This is a genomic window from Brevibacillus fluminis (genome assembly GCF_052072235.1).
Classification (GTDB): Bacteria; Bacillota; Bacilli; order Brevibacillales; family Brevibacillaceae; genus Brevibacillus_D; species Brevibacillus_D fluminis_A.
On record NZ_CM125436.1, the window covers coordinates 1,713,755 to 1,733,564 of the forward strand.

Annotated in this window: 17 protein-coding genes; 15 read left to right on the top strand and 2 right to left on the bottom strand. The window is 53.8% G+C overall.

Features of this window, described 5'->3' with window-relative positions; genetic code table 11:
- Positions 1-195: 195 nt before the first annotated feature.
- From ACTID9_RS08650 to ACTID9_RS08675, 6 genes are all read left to right on the top strand, one after another.
- A complete protein-coding gene (locus ACTID9_RS08650; RefSeq protein ID WP_122917328.1) occupies positions 196-399 on the top strand; it encodes an alpha/beta-type small acid-soluble spore protein in 204 nt (67 codons plus the stop codon).
- A gap of 121 nt (positions 400-520) precedes the next feature.
- Positions 521-2,011 (top strand): PLP-dependent aminotransferase family protein, encoded by a 1,491-nt coding sequence (locus ACTID9_RS08655; RefSeq protein ID WP_441070798.1) that lies wholly within the window; start codon positions 521-523, stop codon positions 2,009-2,011.
- Between the two features lie 28 nt (positions 2,012-2,039).
- On the top strand, positions 2,040-2,972 hold the full coding sequence (locus ACTID9_RS08660) for a D-alanine--D-alanine ligase (protein WP_441072505.1): 933 nt from the start codon (positions 2,040-2,042) through the stop codon (positions 2,970-2,972).
- A complete protein-coding gene (locus ACTID9_RS08665) occupies positions 2,965-4,149 on the top strand; it encodes an aminotransferase class I/II-fold pyridoxal phosphate-dependent enzyme (RefSeq protein WP_441070799.1) in 1,185 nt (394 codons plus the stop codon). The genes ACTID9_RS08660 and ACTID9_RS08665 overlap by 8 nt, the downstream gene beginning before the upstream one ends.
- Positions 4,150-4,404: 255 nt before the next feature.
- Positions 4,405-5,763 (top strand): MFS transporter, encoded by a 1,359-nt coding sequence (locus ACTID9_RS08670; protein WP_441070800.1) that lies wholly within the window; start codon positions 4,405-4,407, stop codon positions 5,761-5,763.
- Between the two features lie 104 nt (positions 5,764-5,867).
- Positions 5,868-6,074: a hypothetical protein gene (locus ACTID9_RS08675; protein WP_441070801.1), complete on the top strand. Its 207-nt coding sequence runs from the start codon at positions 5,868-5,870 to the stop codon at positions 6,072-6,074.
- 497 nt (positions 6,075-6,571) lie between these two features.
- Here ACTID9_RS08675 and ACTID9_RS08680 read toward each other — a convergent pair whose 3' ends face one another.
- Positions 6,572-7,096, bottom strand: coding sequence for a DinB family protein (locus ACTID9_RS08680; RefSeq protein ID WP_441070802.1), 525 nt, complete (start codon positions 7,094-7,096; stop codon positions 6,572-6,574).
- Between the two features lie 478 nt (positions 7,097-7,574).
- Between ACTID9_RS08680 and ACTID9_RS08685 the strand changes: the two genes are divergently transcribed.
- On the top strand, positions 7,575-7,847 hold the full coding sequence (locus ACTID9_RS08685) for an MBL fold metallo-hydrolase (protein ID WP_441070803.1): 273 nt from the start codon (positions 7,575-7,577) through the stop codon (positions 7,845-7,847).
- A gap of 14 nt (positions 7,848-7,861) precedes the next feature.
- Positions 7,862-8,311 (top strand): MBL fold metallo-hydrolase, encoded by a 450-nt coding sequence (locus ACTID9_RS08690; protein ID WP_441070804.1) that lies wholly within the window; start codon positions 7,862-7,864, stop codon positions 8,309-8,311.
- Positions 8,312-8,483: 172 nt separating this feature from the next.
- Here the strand turns inward: ACTID9_RS08690 and ACTID9_RS08695 are convergent, their stop codons facing one another.
- Complete coding sequence (locus ACTID9_RS08695; RefSeq protein ID WP_441070805.1) at positions 8,484-9,515, bottom strand: LacI family DNA-binding transcriptional regulator; 1,032 nt, start codon at positions 9,513-9,515, stop codon at positions 8,484-8,486.
- Between the two features lie 433 nt (positions 9,516-9,948).
- On the opposite strand from ACTID9_RS08695, the gene ACTID9_RS08700 reads away from it, so the two are divergent.
- The 7 genes from ACTID9_RS08700 to ACTID9_RS08730 all read left to right on the top strand — a co-directional run bounded on the left by ACTID9_RS08700 (position 9,949) and on the right by ACTID9_RS08730 (position 19,800).
- Positions 9,949-11,490 (top strand): GMC oxidoreductase, encoded by a 1,542-nt coding sequence (locus ACTID9_RS08700; RefSeq protein ID WP_441070806.1) that lies wholly within the window; start codon positions 9,949-9,951, stop codon positions 11,488-11,490.
- A gap of 33 nt (positions 11,491-11,523) precedes the next feature.
- Positions 11,524-13,323: a thiamine pyrophosphate-binding protein gene (locus tag ACTID9_RS08705; protein WP_441070807.1), complete on the top strand. Its 1,800-nt coding sequence runs from the start codon at positions 11,524-11,526 to the stop codon at positions 13,321-13,323.
- A 42-nt stretch (positions 13,324-13,365) separates the two neighbouring features.
- Positions 13,366-14,667, top strand: coding sequence for a histidinol dehydrogenase (gene hisD, locus ACTID9_RS08710; RefSeq protein WP_441070808.1), 1,302 nt, complete (start codon positions 13,366-13,368; stop codon positions 14,665-14,667).
- 102 nt (positions 14,668-14,769) lie between these two features.
- On the top strand, positions 14,770-15,402 hold the full coding sequence (locus ACTID9_RS08715) for a ThuA domain-containing protein (RefSeq protein WP_441070809.1): 633 nt from the start codon (positions 14,770-14,772) through the stop codon (positions 15,400-15,402).
- A gap of 31 nt (positions 15,403-15,433) precedes the next feature.
- Positions 15,434-16,945, top strand: coding sequence for an APC family permease (locus ACTID9_RS08720; RefSeq protein WP_441070810.1), 1,512 nt, complete (start codon positions 15,434-15,436; stop codon positions 16,943-16,945).
- Positions 16,946-17,132: 187 nt separating this feature from the next.
- Complete coding sequence (locus tag ACTID9_RS08725) at positions 17,133-18,665, top strand: sugar ABC transporter ATP-binding protein (RefSeq protein ID WP_441070811.1); 1,533 nt, start codon at positions 17,133-17,135, stop codon at positions 18,663-18,665.
- A complete protein-coding gene (locus ACTID9_RS08730; protein ID WP_441070812.1) occupies positions 18,655-19,800 on the top strand; it encodes a sugar ABC transporter permease in 1,146 nt (381 codons plus the stop codon). The genes ACTID9_RS08725 and ACTID9_RS08730 overlap by 11 nt, the downstream gene beginning before the upstream one ends.
- The last annotated feature ends 10 nt before the right edge of the window (positions 19,801-19,810 follow it).

Sequence of the window (19,810 nt, forward strand, 5' to 3'; positions counted from 1 at the left end):
GTTTCCATGAGAATGGTGAATAGTATGTAGGTTTAACAAAAGAGAAATTTACGCATGCAGAGGGGGAGGAAGTTCTCGGGAATGCTGTCGCTTTTCGCAGTCTCATGATTAATGGCCGTTAACGCCATGATAATGCAAATATTCCCAGACCATTTGCACATACTATGGTCATCCAGGTGAAAGGAGTGGGTTATCATGGCAAATCGGAATCAACGGTTAGTACCCCATGCGAATCAGGCGTTAGATCAGTTAAAGTATGAGATTGCTGCCGAATTCGGCGTTGTTCTTGGTCCGGAAACATCTTCACGCCAAAACGGCAGTGTGGGTGGGGAGATCACAAAGCGTTTAGTGTCATTCGCGGAATCGCAATTGATACAAAACAACTTTCGGCAACGGTAAAAAACAACCTCTTTTTACATAGCGAGACGGGGAGGAGCCACCGACGGACGAAAAATCCGGTGCGGTGGTTCTTTTTTTCCCGTGTCTCCTATGCCATCATTTTAGATGGGGGCGATGAAGGATGTTCCAGGATTTCAAGCTCGTCGGTGACCGGCCGGTCGCGATGCAAGTGAAAGAATACGTCAAACGTTTAATTATAAAAGGGGCGCTTCAGGCGGATCAGAAGCTGCCCTCCACACGAGAAATGAGCGGTCTGTTAAAAGTGAGCCGCAATACGGTCATTGCAGCGTATGAAGGTTTGGAGGATGACGGGTTCACGTATGCGATCCCTGGCAAAGGAAGCTTTGTCGCCGCTATGCTGGGCCAATTCGCCGCAGATAACGGAGGAGCTGACGGCTCCGCCACCTGGCAGATCGACTGGAAGGTAAGAATGAACGAGTATGCGGTCTCGGCAGTCGAGCTGGATCGGATGAAGCAGGGCATCCGCGCCCCAAAAGGGACCATTTCGTTTACGAGCATCGCTCCGGATGAGCAGCTGTTTGATCTGGGGGATGTAAAGCGAGCTTTTATGGATCGGATGGCAATCGAGGGGCAGGTGCTGCTCAACTATGGCTATGCCAAGGGCTACAAGCCGCTGATCGATTACCTGATGCGTTATATGGAAAACAAAGGCGTCGATCTGAACGGAAAGGATTTGCTGATTACAAGCGGGTTTACAGAAGGCTTTGACATCGTGTTGTCGGCCCTGCGCCCTTCTTCACGACGCGGAGCGGCCATCTGTGAAAATCCGACCCATCATACCGCGATCAAAAATTTGAAGCTGCACGGATTTGCGATCACCGGCATTCCGATGGAGCGGGACGGTATCGACGTGGAGCAGCTTGAGGCGGTCTTGCAGAAGCAGTCAACCGGCTTCGATCTGGCTTATTTGACGCCTTCCTACCACAATCCTACAGGCATTGTCATGTCGCCGGCGAAGCGCAGCGCCGTTATGAAATTAATGATGCGCTATCAGGTTCCGGTGATCGAGGACGGATTCAATGAGGAGCTGCGCTACTCGGGAGCGCATGTTGCCCCATTGATCGCGACAGCCGGGCAAGGGAACGGAGTCATCTATATCGGCAGCTTCTCCAAGGTGCTGTTCCCGGGCTTGCGGGTGGGCTGGGTGCTTGGAGATCGGGCGCTGATCGATAATCTGGAGAGCATCAAGCGGGCACGGACCATTCATACATCAACAATCGATCAATCGATCTTGTATCAATATTTGCTCAATGGAAATTTCGATAAATATGTTAAAAAAGCACGGATGGAATATAAGCGCAAATATGAGCTGACGAAGGCGTGCTGTGAGGCATACATCCCTTGGGCGCAATTGTCCGGCGACGGGGGCCTGCATTTGTTTCTTACGTTTCCGCCAGGCGTAAATACTCGCCAACTGCTGGAAGCTTGCACCGAACAGGGGGTTATTTTTACACCGGGAGACAAATTTTTTGTTCAGGAAGGGGAAGGGACGAATACCATGCGGCTTGGTTTTTCACGAGTAACGGATGAAAATATCGTCCGCGGGACTCGGATCATCGGTGAACAGGCGCGCAACTTTTTTCAGGAGTAACCATTTTCAGGAAAAATGAGGTGTCATGATGAAGATCGGCGTAATTATGGGTGGGATTTCCTCTGAGCGTGGGGTTTCTTTGCAGACAGGGCAAGAGATGATCAATCATTTGGATCGCAGCCGCTATGAGGTCGTTCCCATTGTGATCGAGCAGCGTGCGGATTTCATCGCACAGGTTCAGCAGGCAGGCATTGATCTTGCGCTGTTGGCGCTGCATGGCCAATATGGCGAGGACGGCACGGTGCAGGGAGCGCTGGAGACACTCGGCATTCCCTATACAGGCAGCGGTGTCCTGGCAAGCAGCCTGTGCATGAATAAGCAGCTGTCCAAAATGCTGCTGAAGGCAGCGGGCGTGCATACGCCTGAAGGCCTTTACTGGCAGGGTGAGTATGAGCCGCAGGCGGTGGAGCAGCTGGGGTACCCGGTTATTGTGAAGCCGAATATGGGGGGATCAAGCATCGGCATCCAGCTTGTGCATCATGAGAAGGAGCTGCTGCCGGCTGTTCAGGAGGCTCGCCGTTTGGATCAGGTGATCTTGATCGAGCGCTATTTGAAAGGGACGGAGCTTACCTGCTCGATTTTGGATGGCGAGGTATTGCCGATGATCGGGATTCGCTCCGCGCATTCGGAGTGGTTCGATTACAAAGCGAAATACGAGAACGGCGGCGCCGAGGAGAAGGTAATCCAGCTTCCACCCGATACCATGCAGCGTGTGCGCGAGGCGGCGCTTGCCAGCTACCGGCTGCTGCAGTGCAAGGTCTATGCAAGGGTCGATATGATTTTGTGTCAGGATGTGCCTTATGTGCTGGAAGTAAACACCTTACCGGGCATGACGGCCAACAGCCTGCTTCCGAAGAGCGCAGCTGCAGCTGGTATAACCTTTACACAGCTGCTGGACCGGATTATTGCCAGCTCGCTTGGTGAGCGGAAACAGGAATGGGGGATGGTGCAAAATGGGTAGAGAAGAGGGAACAGGGCAGTTTTTATCCTCGCGCGTACGGGATATTCGTCCATCGGGAATTCGCGCTTTTTTTGATCTGAATGCAGCAGGCGGTGATACCATCGCCCTTGGAGTCGGAGAGCCGGATTTTGTTACACCGGAAACGGTACGGGAAGCGTGCATCCAGGCATTGCGTGAAGGTCAGACAAAATATACGTCAAATGCCGGCTTGATGGAGCTGAGGGAGGAGCTTTCGGCCTATTTTGCCAGAAGTTTCGCACTTTCTTATGATCCGGCGCAGGAAATCATCGTGACGGTAGGGAGCAGTGAAGCTGTCGATCTGGCGCTGCGGACCGTGATCAATCCGGGTGATGAGGTGCTGATTCCGGCGCCAAGCTATATTGCCTATGAACCGATTACCCATCTGCATGGCGGTAAAATCGTGGAGGTGGCGACTACGGCAGAGGAGCAGTTCAAGCTGACCCCGCAGGCGCTGCGAGCGGCGATTACGCCTCATTCAAAGGTGTTGATGATCAATTATCCGTGCAATCCGACCGGAACGGTGATGACAGAGCAGGATTGGCTGCCGATTGCAGAGCTTATTATCAAGCATAATTTGGTTGTGATTTCGGATGAAGTTTATGCCGAGCTGACGTATGGGAGAAAGCATGTCAGTATCGCCTCCTTGCCAGGCATGAAGGAGCGGACGATTGTGATCAGCGGCTTTTCCAAAGCGTTCGCGATGACAGGCTGGCGGGTAGGCTATGCGTGCGGCCCGCGCGAGTTGATCGCCGGTATGCTGAAAATCCACCAGTACACAGCCATGTGTGCCCCTACCATTGCACAGATCGCAGCGCTCGAATCATTGCGTCATGGCTTGGCTGCCAAGGATGAGATGATGGCGAGCTACAATGAACGCCGCAAGAAGTTTGTAGCAGGCTTGAATGCAATCGGGCTGGCCTGTCACGAGCCTGAGGGGGCTTTCTATGCCTTCCCATCCATCGCTTCGACCGGCATGTCATCCGAGCAGTTCGCGCTCAGGCTGCTTGCGGAAGCGAAGGTAGCGGTCGTGCCGGGACACGTTTTCGGATCGGGCGGCGAGGGCTTTATTCGCTGTTCCTATGCAACCTCGTCCGTCGATTTGGAGAAGGCGCTGGAGCGGATGGGAATGTTTATGCAAGCGATGCAGCCGGTTTGAAATGATCGCGGTGAGTCGATGCGTGAATCCGATCGTTCAAAAAAACAGAGGCAGTCTAGGACGTGATGATCTCGTCCATGGCTGCCTCTTTTTCGATTGTTGTGGTTCGTCGGCTGGCCGGAAACGAATTTTATCCAGTTAATTGCGATGGTAATAGGCGGTTTTTTCCATGCAGAAAATAAAAGTTGACATTATAGGGTAGGGGGGTATAGTATATGGTATAATCAGGAAATCGATCAGAATAGGAGAATGAACATGAATACACAATCATTACCGAATGTCCAGTCTGTTTCAGGGATTTCAAGGGGACTCATGCTTGTTACCTTTCTGCTTGGAATCTTTATGGGGGCTTTGGACCACGGCATTGTTGGTCCTGCCTTAAGCTCCATTTTTACGACGTATCAAGTGAATGAATCCTGGGGAGTCTGGAGTTTTACCATGTATACCTTAACTTTCGCGGTCAGTATCCCCATCTTGGGGAAACTGTCAGACCGGATGGGCAGAAAGGAAACATTTATGTTGGGGATCAGCTTGTTTGCGGCCGGCTCAATCATCGCTGCGTTTGCCCCAAGCTTCCCGGTATTCCTCTTGGGGCGAGCTGTGCAGGCCATCGGTTCAGGGGGGATTTTTCCGATAACGGCAGCGCAGATTGCCGCCACCACTCCTCCTCAAAAGAGAGGAAAAGCTTTGGGATTGATTGGTGTCGCATTTGGGATGGGGACCATTGCCGGGCCCTCTGTCGGGGGAATGATTATCTCGGTTTTCGATTGGCAGTGGATCTTTCTTATCAACGTTCCAATCTCTATCATCATTTTGCTGTTGATCGCCGGGATGAAACAACAGCAGCCGATTGTCAAAAAACCAATTGATTTTGGGGGCATCGTTGTACTTAGTGCCATCATTCTTTCCGTTATGTACGGGATTTCAAGCGGCAGTTGGATGTTTGTCCTCCTTGGTGCTGTACTGACACCCTTGCTGTTGTTCATCGAAAAGAAACAACCGGACCCGGTTATGAACACAAGCTACTTTACCAGGAAAACGACCCTTACATTGCTCATCTCTTCCCTGACTTCGGGTTTCATCATGGCTACTTCAATCAACTTCTTGCCGATTTTTACAGAGACGGTATTCGGGATGGAAAAAGGGAACTCGGGAATGTTGGCCACACCGTTTGCTGTCTCCTCGGTAATCGCTTCCCTGATTGGAGGAGCGATGGTCGATAAGTTGGGGGCAAAAAAAGTGCTTCTCCTTGGATTTGTGATCTCTCTGCTGGGAGCATGTACACTCGGGTTATGGATTGACTCCGTCTCCCTCTTTTTGGTAACCATTGTGGTAATGGGGTTTGGTGTCGGGATTATTATTGGAGCGCCGCTGAATGTCCTTATTTTGCAGGCGGTAGAACAAAAAGATACGGGCGCAGCGATCGGCTATGTCAGCCTCTTCCGTTCACTCGGTTCAACGTTTGGAGCAACGGTAGCAGGCAAACTCATTGGAATGAGCACGGGTTTTACATACTTGTTCATCGTTAGCGCTTTCGCTTCCGTACTAAGTGTTTTGCTTATCCTCGTATTTGTAACCAAAAAGCATGGCCAACACTCTCCTATTTTAGAATAGGGGAGTTTTTCCTGCACATTCACGATTGTATCGAGAATGTGAAGAAGTAGGTCGTGCAGTTGCAAAAGAGAGTCGAATAAACCAGCCACAGGGAGTAGATCAGCATGCATGAGAAAACAATGTTAATCGAAGAAAAAATCTTCTTTGCTGCCCGAAAGCTATTAGATGTAAAGTGGCAGGTTGCTAAGGACGGCCAAGTTGAAGTGATCATGGACCAAATCGAGGATGTCGAACGGGATTTAACCGGGATTAAGCGGGGGTTGCAACGCGAACAAAACGTTTCTATTTCTGGTCATTCGGCATTTCTTTAACTGCCTGCGCCAGCGCGAATCGATAGAAAAAGCGATACCGGGCTTTACGAAAGCCCGGCGTAACAGAGAGAACGCGCTGCTCGCAAGTCTACTCGCGAAACTTTTTTGGATCTTCAATCCGAATGGATACAACCTCACCGCAGTGCAGACAAAACGTAAAAATTTTCATAGAACCCATCGAAAACTTTTTGTCTAACGGTTTAATGGCCATAAAATCTGTACCTTCAGCGAAGTCAGTACTATTACATTTTGGACAGACACGATTATTCAACTGCATCAGCTCCATATCAGAACATGACTTGATGATACCAAATCAGATTTGCCCTGCCTATCTTATGCAGGGCTGTTCGGGCAAAGTCGCCTTTCATCCCACGATTAAACACCGTGGGCTTTCAATGGCTTTTGTTGGAATATCCCAAGCAACAATGCGAATCGTTTTTGAAACATGAACGAATGTATTTCCCAACTTCGTTACTGCACCAACGAATCGTCCAACGTCACTTTTTCAATATCCCCAAATATTCCTTCCAGGGTCCAACATCCGTCCGGTAGCGCTCGGCCATGACCCGGACGATTTGGGCAATGTGCGTTAAGTCATGTACAACCCATGTCGAGAGCAGTTCTCTCGCCTTTACAGGGCCGAATGCAGGATGAGTGCCCGTCAATTCGAAGTGTGTTTCAGGGTCAACCAGCTCCTGGAGTTTGGCGATATTTTGCTGCCGGAGCGTTTTGAACGCTTGCAATTTTTGTTCAAGAGAGCGTTCGGCACTTGCTTGCAAGTGGGCAAAACGATCGAATGGGGGGAAGGGCTTGCTCTCCCCGTCGCGCAAAATCATTTCCAACCGGGGAATCCAGTTCGTTTTTTCGCCCTCGATGAGGTGGTCAATCACTTCCGTAGGAGTCCACGTCCCGTCGCCTTCCTTGCATGCCAGCCACGGACTGGATAATCCGGACAAAAAAGACTCCAGCGTTTGGGGTGTGCGCTCCAAAATCTCGATGGCTTCTTTCAGCGTAACATTCATTTGATTACTCCTTTCGGGAGATGCTGCCAACTTCCACTATTTGCAACATACCATCATTCCGTCAAATTGCAAGCGGAAATCGACGGCGGCCGGGGGTGGGGGATGTCCGGCCGGAAGCCGGACGGTGGCGCAGCGCAGGGACGGTTGGAAGTGGGCAAGAAACGAGGAATCCTGCAATCAAAAATTCCGGAACGCAATTGGCGCGAGTAGGGATTGATCTTTCCGGCGGTGATGTTCGGAATCTGGAAATGCTGTATGATCGCAGCAGCAAAGGGCAGGTGACAAGAAAATAAAACGGTTGGAGCAGAAGTGAATACGACGAGGGTGGGAAACGAAGGGAGCAGATGATTGAAAAAAACAGCTATATATAACCTTTAAAATTAATATTTACAGGTTATAATATCTTCCTGTATAATCCAATTATTAACACAGCAAATAGAGAACGAGACAAACACCACTTTGGAAAGGTTGATGCAGCGTGATCATTCAAAAGCTTCCTTGGGCAGGCATTCGATTGGGGTCCGCAACAACGGCAGTTATCATCGATCCACTGTACCATTTCCCTGGTCATTTCGGGCAACCTCAAGAGCCGCTTGCTCCGCTGGATGCTTTCGGTTCGGTCGATGCGGTCCTCATCACGCATCATCATTCCGATCACTTTGACCCGAAAGCGATTGCCCTTGCTTATGGCGACGACATTCCGGTCTACATGCCCGCTGAATCGCTCGAGCTGATGCAGGCTGGAGACTGAAAAACATCCGGGGTGTGAACCGGGGGGAATCGATTCAACTGGGCGATATGACTGTGACTGCCACCTTTTCCGTCGATGGGGTGGGCGATCCCCAAGTCGCCTGGATCGTACAGAGCGGACAGAAAAAAGCGATCCATTGCGGAGACACGCTTTGGCATGGCTATTGGTGGCGTATCGCCCGCAGTTTTGGCCCATTCGATGCGGCATGCTTGCCGGTGAATGGCGCTGTCGTCGAATTGCCTGGCCTTACGCCGAGCGGCCAACCGATCAGTATGAATCCCGAACAGGCGATTGCCGCTGCAACGATTTTAGGTGCGAAGCAACTGATTCCCATTCATTACGGTCTGATCCATCATCCGCCGGTCTACCGGCAAACGCCGGAATTGTTTGAGCGTCTGCAGGCAACTGCCGGAGAAAAGGTAAACGTGAGCGTTTTGCAAACCGGTGAAAGAATCAGCATCTAATCAATAAAAAAGAATATCGTTTCATGCAATACGAACAGGCGTGAGAAGGGGGAAGGCTAGTGCGGTCTTCCCTTTTTGTATTTCAAGAATTCTATCGAATGACGTGCGGATAGTGGGTGGGGAATGAGTAGGCCAAAAAGACGTCGGGCATTGCGCCTGACGCCGTGGTCGATTAATCCAGTCGACGCGTCGACTCCCGTTCGATTAATTCGATCGACAGGGTGACATGGACCGGATCGCTGATTTTTTGCTCGATGGCATCGATAATCGTCTGTACAGATACGACGCCTTTATGGAAAACATCCTGCCGGATCGTCGTCAAGCCAGGGCGGGAAATCATGTTGATCGCCAAATCATCGAAGCCGATGATCGAATAATCGTGCGGGATTTCTTTTCCCCGCTCCTGCAGCGCTTTGATGATCCCCATGGCCAAAATGTCCGAGGAGGCGAAGATGGCGGTCGTCTTGTCGCCAAGCTCCAGAAGTTTCGTTCCCATCTCATAGCCGATTTCAAAAGAGCTGCCTTTTCCTTCGAAAAAGGTGATGGCGTCTGTGGAGAGGTTGGCTTCGGTGACTGCTTTTTTCAAGCCGTTGGAGCGGTTCCAATCAACCGGAAAATTGGCGAGATCATGACCGATGAAGCTGATCGCTGTGTGTCCGCGCTCGATGAGATGCTTGCCGGCCAAATAACCGCCGAGTTCGTCATCGATCCGGATATTGTGGTACGATTTGCCGAATTCTTCGTAATTATCAATCAACACAATGGGAATATCCAACGATTTCAGCTCTTCATAGAGCGCTTCCGGAAAGAGGCCGAGAAAGATGAGGCCGTCCAGATTCCGTTTGGTGACCCAGCTTTTGCAGTCTTGCGGATCGCGCACGCCGGAAATCAAGAGGTCGTATTTGTTTTTCCGTGCGATAGATTCCATGCCGCCGATCATTTCGGTATAGTAGTAGTTCTCGCGAAACATCGGGGCCAATGAGTTGTCGACAAAAGGCATCATCACGCCGAGCATATTCGATTTGCGCTTGGATAGGCTGATCGCGGTGAAATCGGGCTGGTAATCGAGCTGCTTGATCGCCTCAAACACTTTTTCCTTGGTTTCTTCCGAGACTTTGTTGATGCCGTTCACGACGTAGGAGACCGTTGCCGATGAAACGCCGGCAAGTTTGGCCACGTCGCGGATGGTGATTTTTTGTTTCATGGGCCCTCCGATTAAACGGTTAACTAAGTTTAGGAACAATTATAGCGCAAAAGTTTGCAGCAGCACAACAGTGCCTTGTTGTGGGTAACAGGGACGAGCTTGGGCGGGCGTCATGAGATTTGCGCATGATCCGATCTGAAAGCAAAAGCGACCCGGGAACAAAAGAACAATAGACTGACTACTCGAATTTTTTGAAACCATAAAAATAAATAGTATTTACAAGCGGATAGGCAGGTGATATAGTTTGAATAAGTTAACCGGTTAACTAATGTTGCAAGAATGAAAGGTTAACCGGTTAACAAAAATCGCGTAAAGCAATCATAAGCGGCTGTTAGTACCGTGCAGAGGCTTGTGAGTGACAAAGGTGCAAGCCCGCATGTTTTTGCGAAAGGTCCACACGTTGCTTGTCGCCTAGTGAAGAGGAGGTGCAGCAATGTACCAGAGTTACGACATCATCATCATCGGGACGGGAGCGGGCGGCGGAACATTGGCTTACGCCCTGAAGGACAGCGGTGCAAAGGTGCTTTTGGTCGAACGCGGAGACTACTTGCCGCGAGAGCCTGAAAACTGGGATACGCGGGCTGTTTTCGCCGAAAAACGCTATAAGCCGGAAGAGAAATGGTATGACGATCGCGGCCAACCGTTCGCGCCTGGCGTGCATTACGTGGTCGGCGGGAACACCAAAGTATACGGGGCCGTCCTGCTCCGGCTGCGCGAGCAAGATTTTGAAGAGATCGTGCATGAAGGCGGCATTTCGCCGGCATGGCCTGTGTCCTACCATGCTTTTGAACCTTACTACACAAAGGCGGAGGAGCTGTTTTTCGTGCATGGCAAGGTGGGAGAGGACCCGACTGAACCTCCACGGTCAAAGCCGTTTCCATTTCCCGAGGTACCCCACGAGCCGACGATCGAGCAGTTGGCTGCCAAGCTGCGCGATCAGGGGCTGCGACCGTTTTCCTTGCCGGTGGGCATCGATCTGCGGGAAGGGGGCCGCTGCGTTCGCTGCAAGACGTGCGACGGTTTTCCGTGCAAACTTGGAGCGAAGGCGGATGCGGAAGTGTGCGGCGTGGAGGCAGCGCTGCAATCCCCGCATGTGGAACTCATGACCCGTACCTTCGCGCAGCGGATTTTGACAGATCCGAGCGGTCGCAGTGCCGTCGCGGTGGAGCTTGTGCGGGATGGCGAGCGCTTTACCGTGCATGGCGGCACGATTGTGGTCGCTTGCGGCGCGGTCAACTCGGCTGCCTTGCTGCTGCGCTCGGACAGCACCGCGCATCCAGACGGGCTCGCCAATCAATCCGGACTGGTCGGCCGGAACTATATGGTGCACAACAGCACGTTTCTCATGGCCGTCCACCCCACCTGGCAAAATGACACTTCGTTTCAAAAGACGCTGTCCATCAACGATTACTATTTTGGCAAAAGCGGCTTTCCGTATCCGATGGGCAATCTGCAAATGCTCGGGAAGCTGCAGGCAGACATGCTGAAGGCGCAAAAGCCGTTCGTGCCGAAACCGATCCTGGGGCATATCGCCGACCGAAGCGTAGATTTTTACCTCACGTCGGAAGACTTGCCAGATCCGGAAAACCGGGTGACGCTTGGGGCTGACGGGCGCATTCAGATTCGGTGGAAGCCGAATAACCTGGAGGCACACAGGCAGCTGGTGCAAGAGACGAAACGGATGCTGCGGCGCGCCGGCTATCCGCTCATCCTGACGCAAAAGATGGGGATCGAGACAAACTCCCATATGTGCGGCACAGCGCGATTCGGGACAGACCCGGCGACATCGGTGCTCGATCCGTATTGCCAGGCGCACACGGTGCAAAATCTGTACGTCGTCGACTCGTCGTTTTTTCCGTCCTCAGCGGCGGTCAATCCGGCGCTTACCATTGCGGCACAGGCGCTGCGGGTAGCGGATCATCTGATGCAGAAAAGTGAATTCAGAAACAAAGAGATCGAATATTGCGAAACATAAAGCGGCTTACAGCAAAGGAGAGGAGTTGCACATATGAAACTGACAGGCGGACAAATCATTGCCAAAGCGCTCAAAAATTACGGGATTCCATACGTCGCGGGCATTCCTGGACACGGCTGCTGGACATTGCTTGACGCATTTTTGGAGGAAGGCTGCGAAATCCCGTTTATTCAAGTCATGCATGAACAAAGCGCGGTTCATTTGGCGGACGGCTATTACCGCGCATCCGGCAAGCCGATGGCGGCGGTGACCTCGGTAGGACCGGGAGCGGCCAACACGATCATCGGCTTGGGGACGGCCTATGCCGATTCCACCTCCGTGATCCTGTTTACCGGCGCGCCTGCGACGCACATGCGCGGGCATGGCGTCATGCAAGAGCTGGACCGGTTTCATTCCAACGATTTTCCCCGCGTCACCGAAGGCGTGACCAAGCGGCATTGGGAAGCCAATCGCGTCGAAGAGCTGCCCTTTATCATGCATCGCGCGTTCAATGCGATGCTGACGGGACGGCGCGGCCCGGTTCATGTGGAAGTGCCGATGGATGTGCAGGCGGAAGCGGTTGAGGTGCAGATTCACAATCTGGAGCGGCGTATGCCGATCGGGACGATGCGCGCGGACGCAGCCGCGATCTCGGCAGCGGCGCAATTGCTGCGCAGCGCAACTCGACCGGTCATCGTGGCGGGCGGCGGTGCGATTACGGCGGAAGCGTGGGATGAGCTGCGCCAGCTGGCTGAGACAGTCGGGGCGGCTGTCGTGACGACCTGGAATGGAAAAGGCGCATTTCCGGAAGATCATCGACTGTTCGCCGGTTCGGTCGGACAAACGGGCACAACCAGCGGTAACGCCCTGGCGGCGAATGCGGATGTCGTGCTGTCTGTCGGCTGCCGCTTTACCGACTGGTCGGCCTCCAGCTACCGCAAAGGCACGAGCTTCTCGTTCCCGCCGGCCAAGCTGATTCACATCGACATCGACCCGCAGGAAATCGGCAAAAACTATCCGACCGAAGTGGGGATCGTGGCGGATGCCAAGCTTGCCCTGCAAGATTTGCTGCAAGCGTTCACCACGGCCGATCTCGAGGCGATGGCAGCCGATCGTGCGGACTATTACCAAGAGATTGAGCGGCAGAAGCAGGAATGGGAGCGAATCATTTCGGCGCGCCGCGAAAGCAACGAATCCCCGATGACCTCCCAGCGTCCGCTCGCCGAGCTGCGCAAAGTGCTGCCGCGCGACGGCATCGTGGTCGTCGGTTCCGGTAACACGCAAGGAGCTGTCAAACAGTCTTTTCCGGTCTATGAACCGCGTACTTATCTCACTTCCGGCAGTTTCTCATCCATGGGCTGGGCTGTGCCGGCCTCGCTCGGCGCCAAGCTGGCCCAACCAGAGCGCAAGGTAGTCTGCATCGTCGGTGACGGCGACTTCATGCAATCGCTTCCGGAGATCGCGGTAGCCGTTATGCACAACATTCCGGTTGTTTTCCTCGTGCAAAACAACATGGGATATATGTCCATACGGGGAGGACAACGCAAAATCATGGGCCGTCACATCGGGTCGGAATTCAACCTGAAAAACGGCGAGCCGTATACGCCTCATTTTGCGGAAGTCGCACGCCATTTCGGGTTGAAAGCGTGGCGGGCTAAAACGCCGGAGCAAGTGGCCGAAGCGCTCAAGGAAGCGCTGGAGACCGACGGACCGACACTCGTTGAGGCGATGACGTCCCGCGATGCGGCAGGCCCATTCGTGCCAGGCTGGTGGGATTTCCCGGTGCCCGCCTACATTCAGGACGAGCGGCAGGACGAGTATCAAGAGGGCCGGGAGCTGGAACAGCATCTGTAAGCAAGCATATACCAACAACCCGGATCAGACGGAGGGGAAACCATGAAAAACGAAACAGTGCTGCAGCAAGCCACCTATTTAAAACGCGCTGAACAAGGCCCCGAATCGGCCAGCCCTGAATTACGGCAAACGGTAGCAGATATTCTCGCGGATATTCGAAACAACGGGCAGGAAGCTGTGCGTGTGTATTCGCAAAAATTCGATAGCTGGAATCCGGAATCGTTCCGGGTCGATCAGGAGACGATCGAACGGGCGACGCGCGAAATCGACCCTGCGCTGCGGGCGAGCATCGATTTTTCGCGGGCGCAGGTGCACGGATTCGCCATGCATCAGCGCGGCACATTGCACGAATTGGAAGTAGAAACGCTTCCGGGGGTCAAATTGGGGCACAAGCTGGTGCCGGTGAATGCAGTCGGATGCTATGTGCCCGGCGGTCGGTATCCGCTCATCGCCTCTGCGATCATGACGATTGCAACAGCGAAGGCAGCAGGAGTACCGCGTGTCATCGCATGCGCACCGCCAACGAAAGGCGGCGGAATCCATCCGGCCCAGCTGTACGCGATGGCTGCTGCTGGTGCGGATGAAATCTACTGCCTTGGCGGCGTGCAGGCGCTCGCGGCGATGGCGTATGGCGTGGAAACGATCAAGCCGGTCGACATGGTCGTCGGCGCAGGCAATGCGTTCGTCGCCGAGGCAAAGCGCCAACTGTTTGGCCATGTAGGCATCGATCTGCTGGCAGGCCCGTCCGAGGTGCTGGTGATCGCTGACGACAGCGCCGAGCCCAAGCTGGTGGCCGCTGATCTGCTGGCACAGGCGGAGCACGGCCCCACTTCACAAGTCATTCTCGTGACCGATTCCACCGCGTTTGCCGAGCGCGTCATCGCTGAAGTGGAGCAGTGGCTGCAAACGGATTGGCCGACGGCACAGGTCGCCGCACAGGCTTGGCGAAATCGGGCGGAAGTGATCGTCGGGGCTGATCGGGAGAGCGTGCTGCGGATCGCGGATGAAATCGCCTCCGAACATGTTGAGGTGCAGACGCATGACGATAACTGGTTTTTTGAGCGGTTGACCAATTACGGCTCGCTGTTTCTTGGAAAACGCTCGACTGTCGCATATGGCGATAAGGCGATCGGAACCAATCACGTGCTGCCGACCGATCGCGCGGCCCGCTACACAGGCGGACTTTTTGTCGGCAAATTCCTCAAAACGCTGACATACCAGCGGGTTTCGGCAAAAGGGACCGAAACGGTCGCCCCCCATGTCGCGGCGATTTGCGATGCGGAAATGATGGAGGGACATGCCATTACGGCGCGGATGAGGCTTGAACGCGAAACAGGCGAGTAGAAGTTTATTCATTTTGCATTGATCTGATCAACGTGCGGAAGATGCGGACAGATGCTTACGTACTGTACCGCATCCCCCGCATGCTACACAGGAGGAATCATCATGAAAAAAGCACTGATCCTGCACGGAGGATGGGCATGGCACTATCCGCAAGAAACCGCGGAATTCGCCCGCACCCAGCTGCTGGACGATTACGAGGTGGAGGTATTTACTGATTTGGGCATACTCGAATCCAATCGTCTGCATGAATTCGATGTGATCGTCCCGATTTGGACGCAAGGGGATTTGAGCGTCTTCCAGGAGCAATCGTTACTGAAGGCGGTCGAGCGCGGCGTAGGGCTCGCCTGCTGGCACGGGATCGCGGACGCGTTCAACGCAAGCCATCCGTTCAAGCTGCTCCTCGGCGGGCAATTCATCGCACACCCTGGCGATTTCATCGAGTATGAAGTAAGCTTTCTGAAACAGGACCCGCTCACGGCTGGGCTCGCTCCGTTCAAAGTGTTTTCGGAGCAATACTACATGCATACAGATCCAGGCAACGATGTGATCGCGATGACGGCGGTGGACGGCGACAGCTTCACATGGCTCAAAGGCGTGACGATGCCGGTCGCCTGGAAGCGCCAGTGGGGCCGTGGCCGTGTCTTTTACCATTCGTTGGGGCATACGCCGCAGGAGCTGGAAAAGCCGGAGGTTCTGGAACTGACGCGCCGGGGGATTCGCTGGGCGACACGGTGAGGCAACAAAAGTTGTAGGGGGAGGCTTTCTCATGAAAACAGAACAGCATAAGACGTTGGCAAGCGGGGTTCTCGGAGTCCCTCAACTCATTTTCCTGGTCATTTCGGCAGTAGGGCCGATCACAACATTATTCGGCAATCTCATCTTGATTTTGCAATTTGGCAATGGGGTCGGCGAACCCGGCATTTACTTGCTGGCGATGGTCGTCTGGCTGCTCTTTTCCGTGGGTTTCACCGCCATGGCACGCCATATCCGCAATACCGGCGCTTTTTACGCCTATATATCGCAAGGGATTGGCAGACCACTCGGCGTAAGCGCTTCCTATTTGTCGCTTTTGTCGTATATCACTATTCAGGTCGCCCTGTACGGGCTGTTCGGCTATGCTGCGCATGTCTTTTTCGCCGCCAGCGCCGATGTCCAACTTGCCTGGTGGCTGTACGCACTGAGCGCCTGGGCTCTCGTTTCATTTTTCGGATACCGCAGCATCGAGATCGGCTCGAAAATTTTGGGCATTTTGATGCTGGGGGAAGTGGCGATCATGGTGCTGCTCAGCATCGCATCGTTGCTGGACCCGTCGCCTGAAGGCTACACGGCGGCTTCCTTCCAGCCGAATGTCGTGTTCAGCGGTACGGTTGGCATCGCGCTCTTGTTTGCGTTCGGATCTTTCGTCGGGTTCGAGGCGACCGCCGTATTCAGCGAGGAAGCCAAAAATCCGCGGCGCACGGTGCCCATTGCGACCTATTGGTCTGTCATCATCATCGGGATTTTGAATGCCGTTGCGGCATATGCCATCATCGTCGGTTGGGGCGAAACAGGCATCATCGCCAAATTGAATCACGTGTTCAGCCAAAATGGCGACCCCGGCACGGTCGTGAACGAGCTTGCCACCCGGGTTCTCGGCGGATGGGCCGTGCTGGCGATGCAGCTGCTTTTGGTCACAAGCGCTTTCGCTGCCTTGCTTGCGATCCAAAACATGATCACGCGTTACTATTTTGCCTGCGGGCGCACGGGCATTTTGCCTGCCAAGCTCGGCCTTGTCCATCACCGCTTCCGTTCCCCACACGTGGCAAGCATCGTCCAGTCGGCTACGGCGCTGTTTTTCCTGATCGTCGCAGCCAGTGTAGGTGCTGACCCGTTTGTACACTTATACGGGTGGTTTGGTGCAATCGGGACATTGGCGCTGCTGATTTTGTACAGCTTGACGGCGATTGCGGTGATCTGCTATTTCGCCCGCACAGGTGCCGATACGCGCCTTTGGCATACCAAAATCGCTCCAGGCCTGGCTGCGATCTGTTTGAGCGGAACGACCATCTACGCCATTCTAAATTTCAGCCTGTTTGTAGGAGAAGGACAGACGGCGCTGTCGATCGCCATCTTTAGCATCATCGGTGCGATTACGATCGCGGGGATCGCGGTGGGCTTACGGCTCAAAAAGCAAAGACCCCGCGCTTACCAAGCGATCGGCGTGACGATTGCGGATGCAAATCAGGAGCAAGCAGCAGCGGCAGAAAGGACGCCAGCAAGAAAACGGGAAGGGGCGTAAGCAGCCCTTTTTCCGTATGGCGATCGTTGTGATTTGTCCGGGATAAAAATTCAAATTACTTGAAATTATCTTTTTATTATCGTTTACGAAACGGTAGATTCATGATACATTATAGGCTAGTTAACCGGTTAACAAAACCGAGCAGGCAACAGTTGACACGAATTATCTTCGAAAGCAGGTGAAACCGATGTCAATCCTTCAGATTCGCGGCGTTTCCATCTCGTTCCCCGGTGTAAAGGCGCTGCGCGATGTGACCTTTGACATTGCGCGCGGGCAGGTCGTCGCCCTTTGCGGCGAAAACGGCGCGGGCAAGTCTACGCTGGGGAAGATCATCGCCGGCGTCAACCCGCACGGCTCGTATTCGGGCAGCATTTTGTATGAAGGCGAAGAGCTAACACTCTCATCCACACTCGATGCGGAAAAAATCGGGATCGCGATCGTACACCAGGAATTAAATCTGTTCAACGAAATGACCGTGGCTGAGAACATTTTCCTCAGCCGCATGCCAGGCAAAAGCGGGATCATCGATTTTGAGGCACTGTACGATCAGGCGGGCAAACTGCTTGACGATCTGGGTATTCCGATCAATCCGCGGGACAAGATCAAAGACTTGCCGGTCTCCAAACGGCAAATGGTCGAGATCGCCAAGGCGGTCGCGAAAAAACCGAAGGTGCTGATTTTTGACGAAGCGACCAGCTCGCTGTCCAATCATGAGGTCGCTCTCCTCTATCAAATCATCGAGCGGTTGAAGCAGCAAGGCACGACGATGATTTACGTGTCGCACAAACTGAACGAAATTTTTGATATTTGCGATGCCGTGGTTGTGCTGAAGGATGGCAGCTACGTACGATCAGCGTTAGTTCAGGATACGACCCGAGACGACATCATTCGCTGGACGGTAGGGCGCGAGTTGCGGGATTTGTATCCTCCCCGGCGGAAGAGCGGCCAGGCGGGTGAAGAATGGCTCAGGCTCGAAGATTGGTCGGTCCCCGATCCGGTTAGCCCTGTAAAAAGGCTGGTTGACCGTGTCTCGCTGCACGTGAAGACGGGAGAAATCCTCGGAATCTATGGGCTTGTCGGGGCAGGAAGGTCGGAGCTGGTCGATTCGATCTTTGAAGGGCAGGAAGGGAAGGCGACCGGCAGGATGTATGTGCGCAACCAACCATTCGCGGTCAAAAATCCGGCGCATGCCATCGCAAGCGGGATCGCGCTCGTGACGGAAGACCGCAAAAAAACGGGGCTCGTGCTCGGGTTGTCCGTAGAAGAAAACTTGACGCTCGCATCGCTGCGTTCGGTCGCCAAAACGCTTGGCGTCATCGATCAGGTGAAAGCTGCTTCTGAAGTGCAGCGGATGGTGCAGAAGCTCAGCGTGAAGGTGCCGCATGTCAACCAGCTCGTCAAGCATTTGTCCGGCGGAAATCAGCAGAAGGTTGTCGTTGGCAAATGGCTGCTTACCCAGCCGCAGCTGCTGATTTTGGACGAACCGACAAGAGGCATCGATGTCGGGGCAAAAGCGGAAATTTACAAGATGATTCGGGACCTGGCGGATGAGGGGATCGCGATCATTATGGTCTCTTCCGAGCTGCCTGAAGTGCTCGGGGTGAGCGACCGCATCCTCGTCATGAAGGACGGGAAAATCGCGGCAGAAATGCTTCAGGAGCAAGCAGATGAGGAAGTGTTAGTACGATACGCGCTTGGAGGTGCACAGCATGTTTCCTAAAGAGGCAGTGACAGAAGCACCAGCCGGGCTCGGCAAGAAAGGTGCGCTTGCAATCAATTGGAAAAATTATACGTCATTGGCTGGGCTGGCCGTGCTGATCGCGATTTCGGCGATCATGAGCCCTACATTTTTGTCCCCGTTCAACATTGTCAACGTCGCGACGCAGATCGCCGCACCGGGTATATTGGCCGTCGGGATGACCTTTGTTATCTTGACCGGCGGCATCGATCTGTCAGTTGGCTCTCTCCTGGCACTGACCGGCGTGATCGTCGCCATCGCAGCCCCCGTCATCGGGTGGCCGTTGGCGGTCTTGCTCGCCATTTTGCTCGGAACAGCGGTCGGCATGTTCCACGGGCTATGCATTACGAGATTCAAGGTGCCGCCCTTCATCGTCACGTTGGCCGGACTGTCTGCTTACAAAGGCTTGGCACTCATTCTCACCTCATCCGCATCGGTGCCCCTGCGTGCTGATTTCTTTGACTACCTTGGAGCTGGTCGGGTGGGGGGCACGGCAGCGCTTCTACTTTCCGCAGCGATTGCCGTGCTGATGCTGTTCACCTATTTGTCTGCCAGAAAAAAATACGGAGCAAAGGAACGGACGAAAAAGGGTATCGTCACAATTTCAGCGATGGCAGGCACGCTTGCATTCGGCCTCCTTGCCCAAGAGGCAGGGGGCGTGCCGATTCAGGTGCTCATCTTTGTGGTACTGTTTGCCATCGCGTGGTTTGCCTTGAATAAAACGGTGTTCGGGCGCGAGCTGTACGCCATCGGCGGAAATCCGGAGGCAGCCCGGCTCGCAGGGGTGAAAGTGAAGCGAGGTCTCATCATCGTGTATGCCACAGCCGGATTCCTCGCGTCCATTGCCGGATTGCTGGTGGCGACCCGGCTCGGTTCCGGTACGCCGCAGGTCGGGACATTGGGCGAGCTGGATGCGATCGCAGCCGTTGTCATTGGCGGCACAAGCTTGATGGGCGGCGTCGGGACATTGGGCGGAACGATCATCGGGGTCATCCTGATCGGGATTTTGAACAATTTGCTGTCTCTGCTCAACATTACAGCCGATATGCAGATGGTGTTCAAAGGAGCGATCATTTTGGGTGCCGTCATGCTGGATGCCAAGCTGAGCAAAAAATAAACGCTGGTTC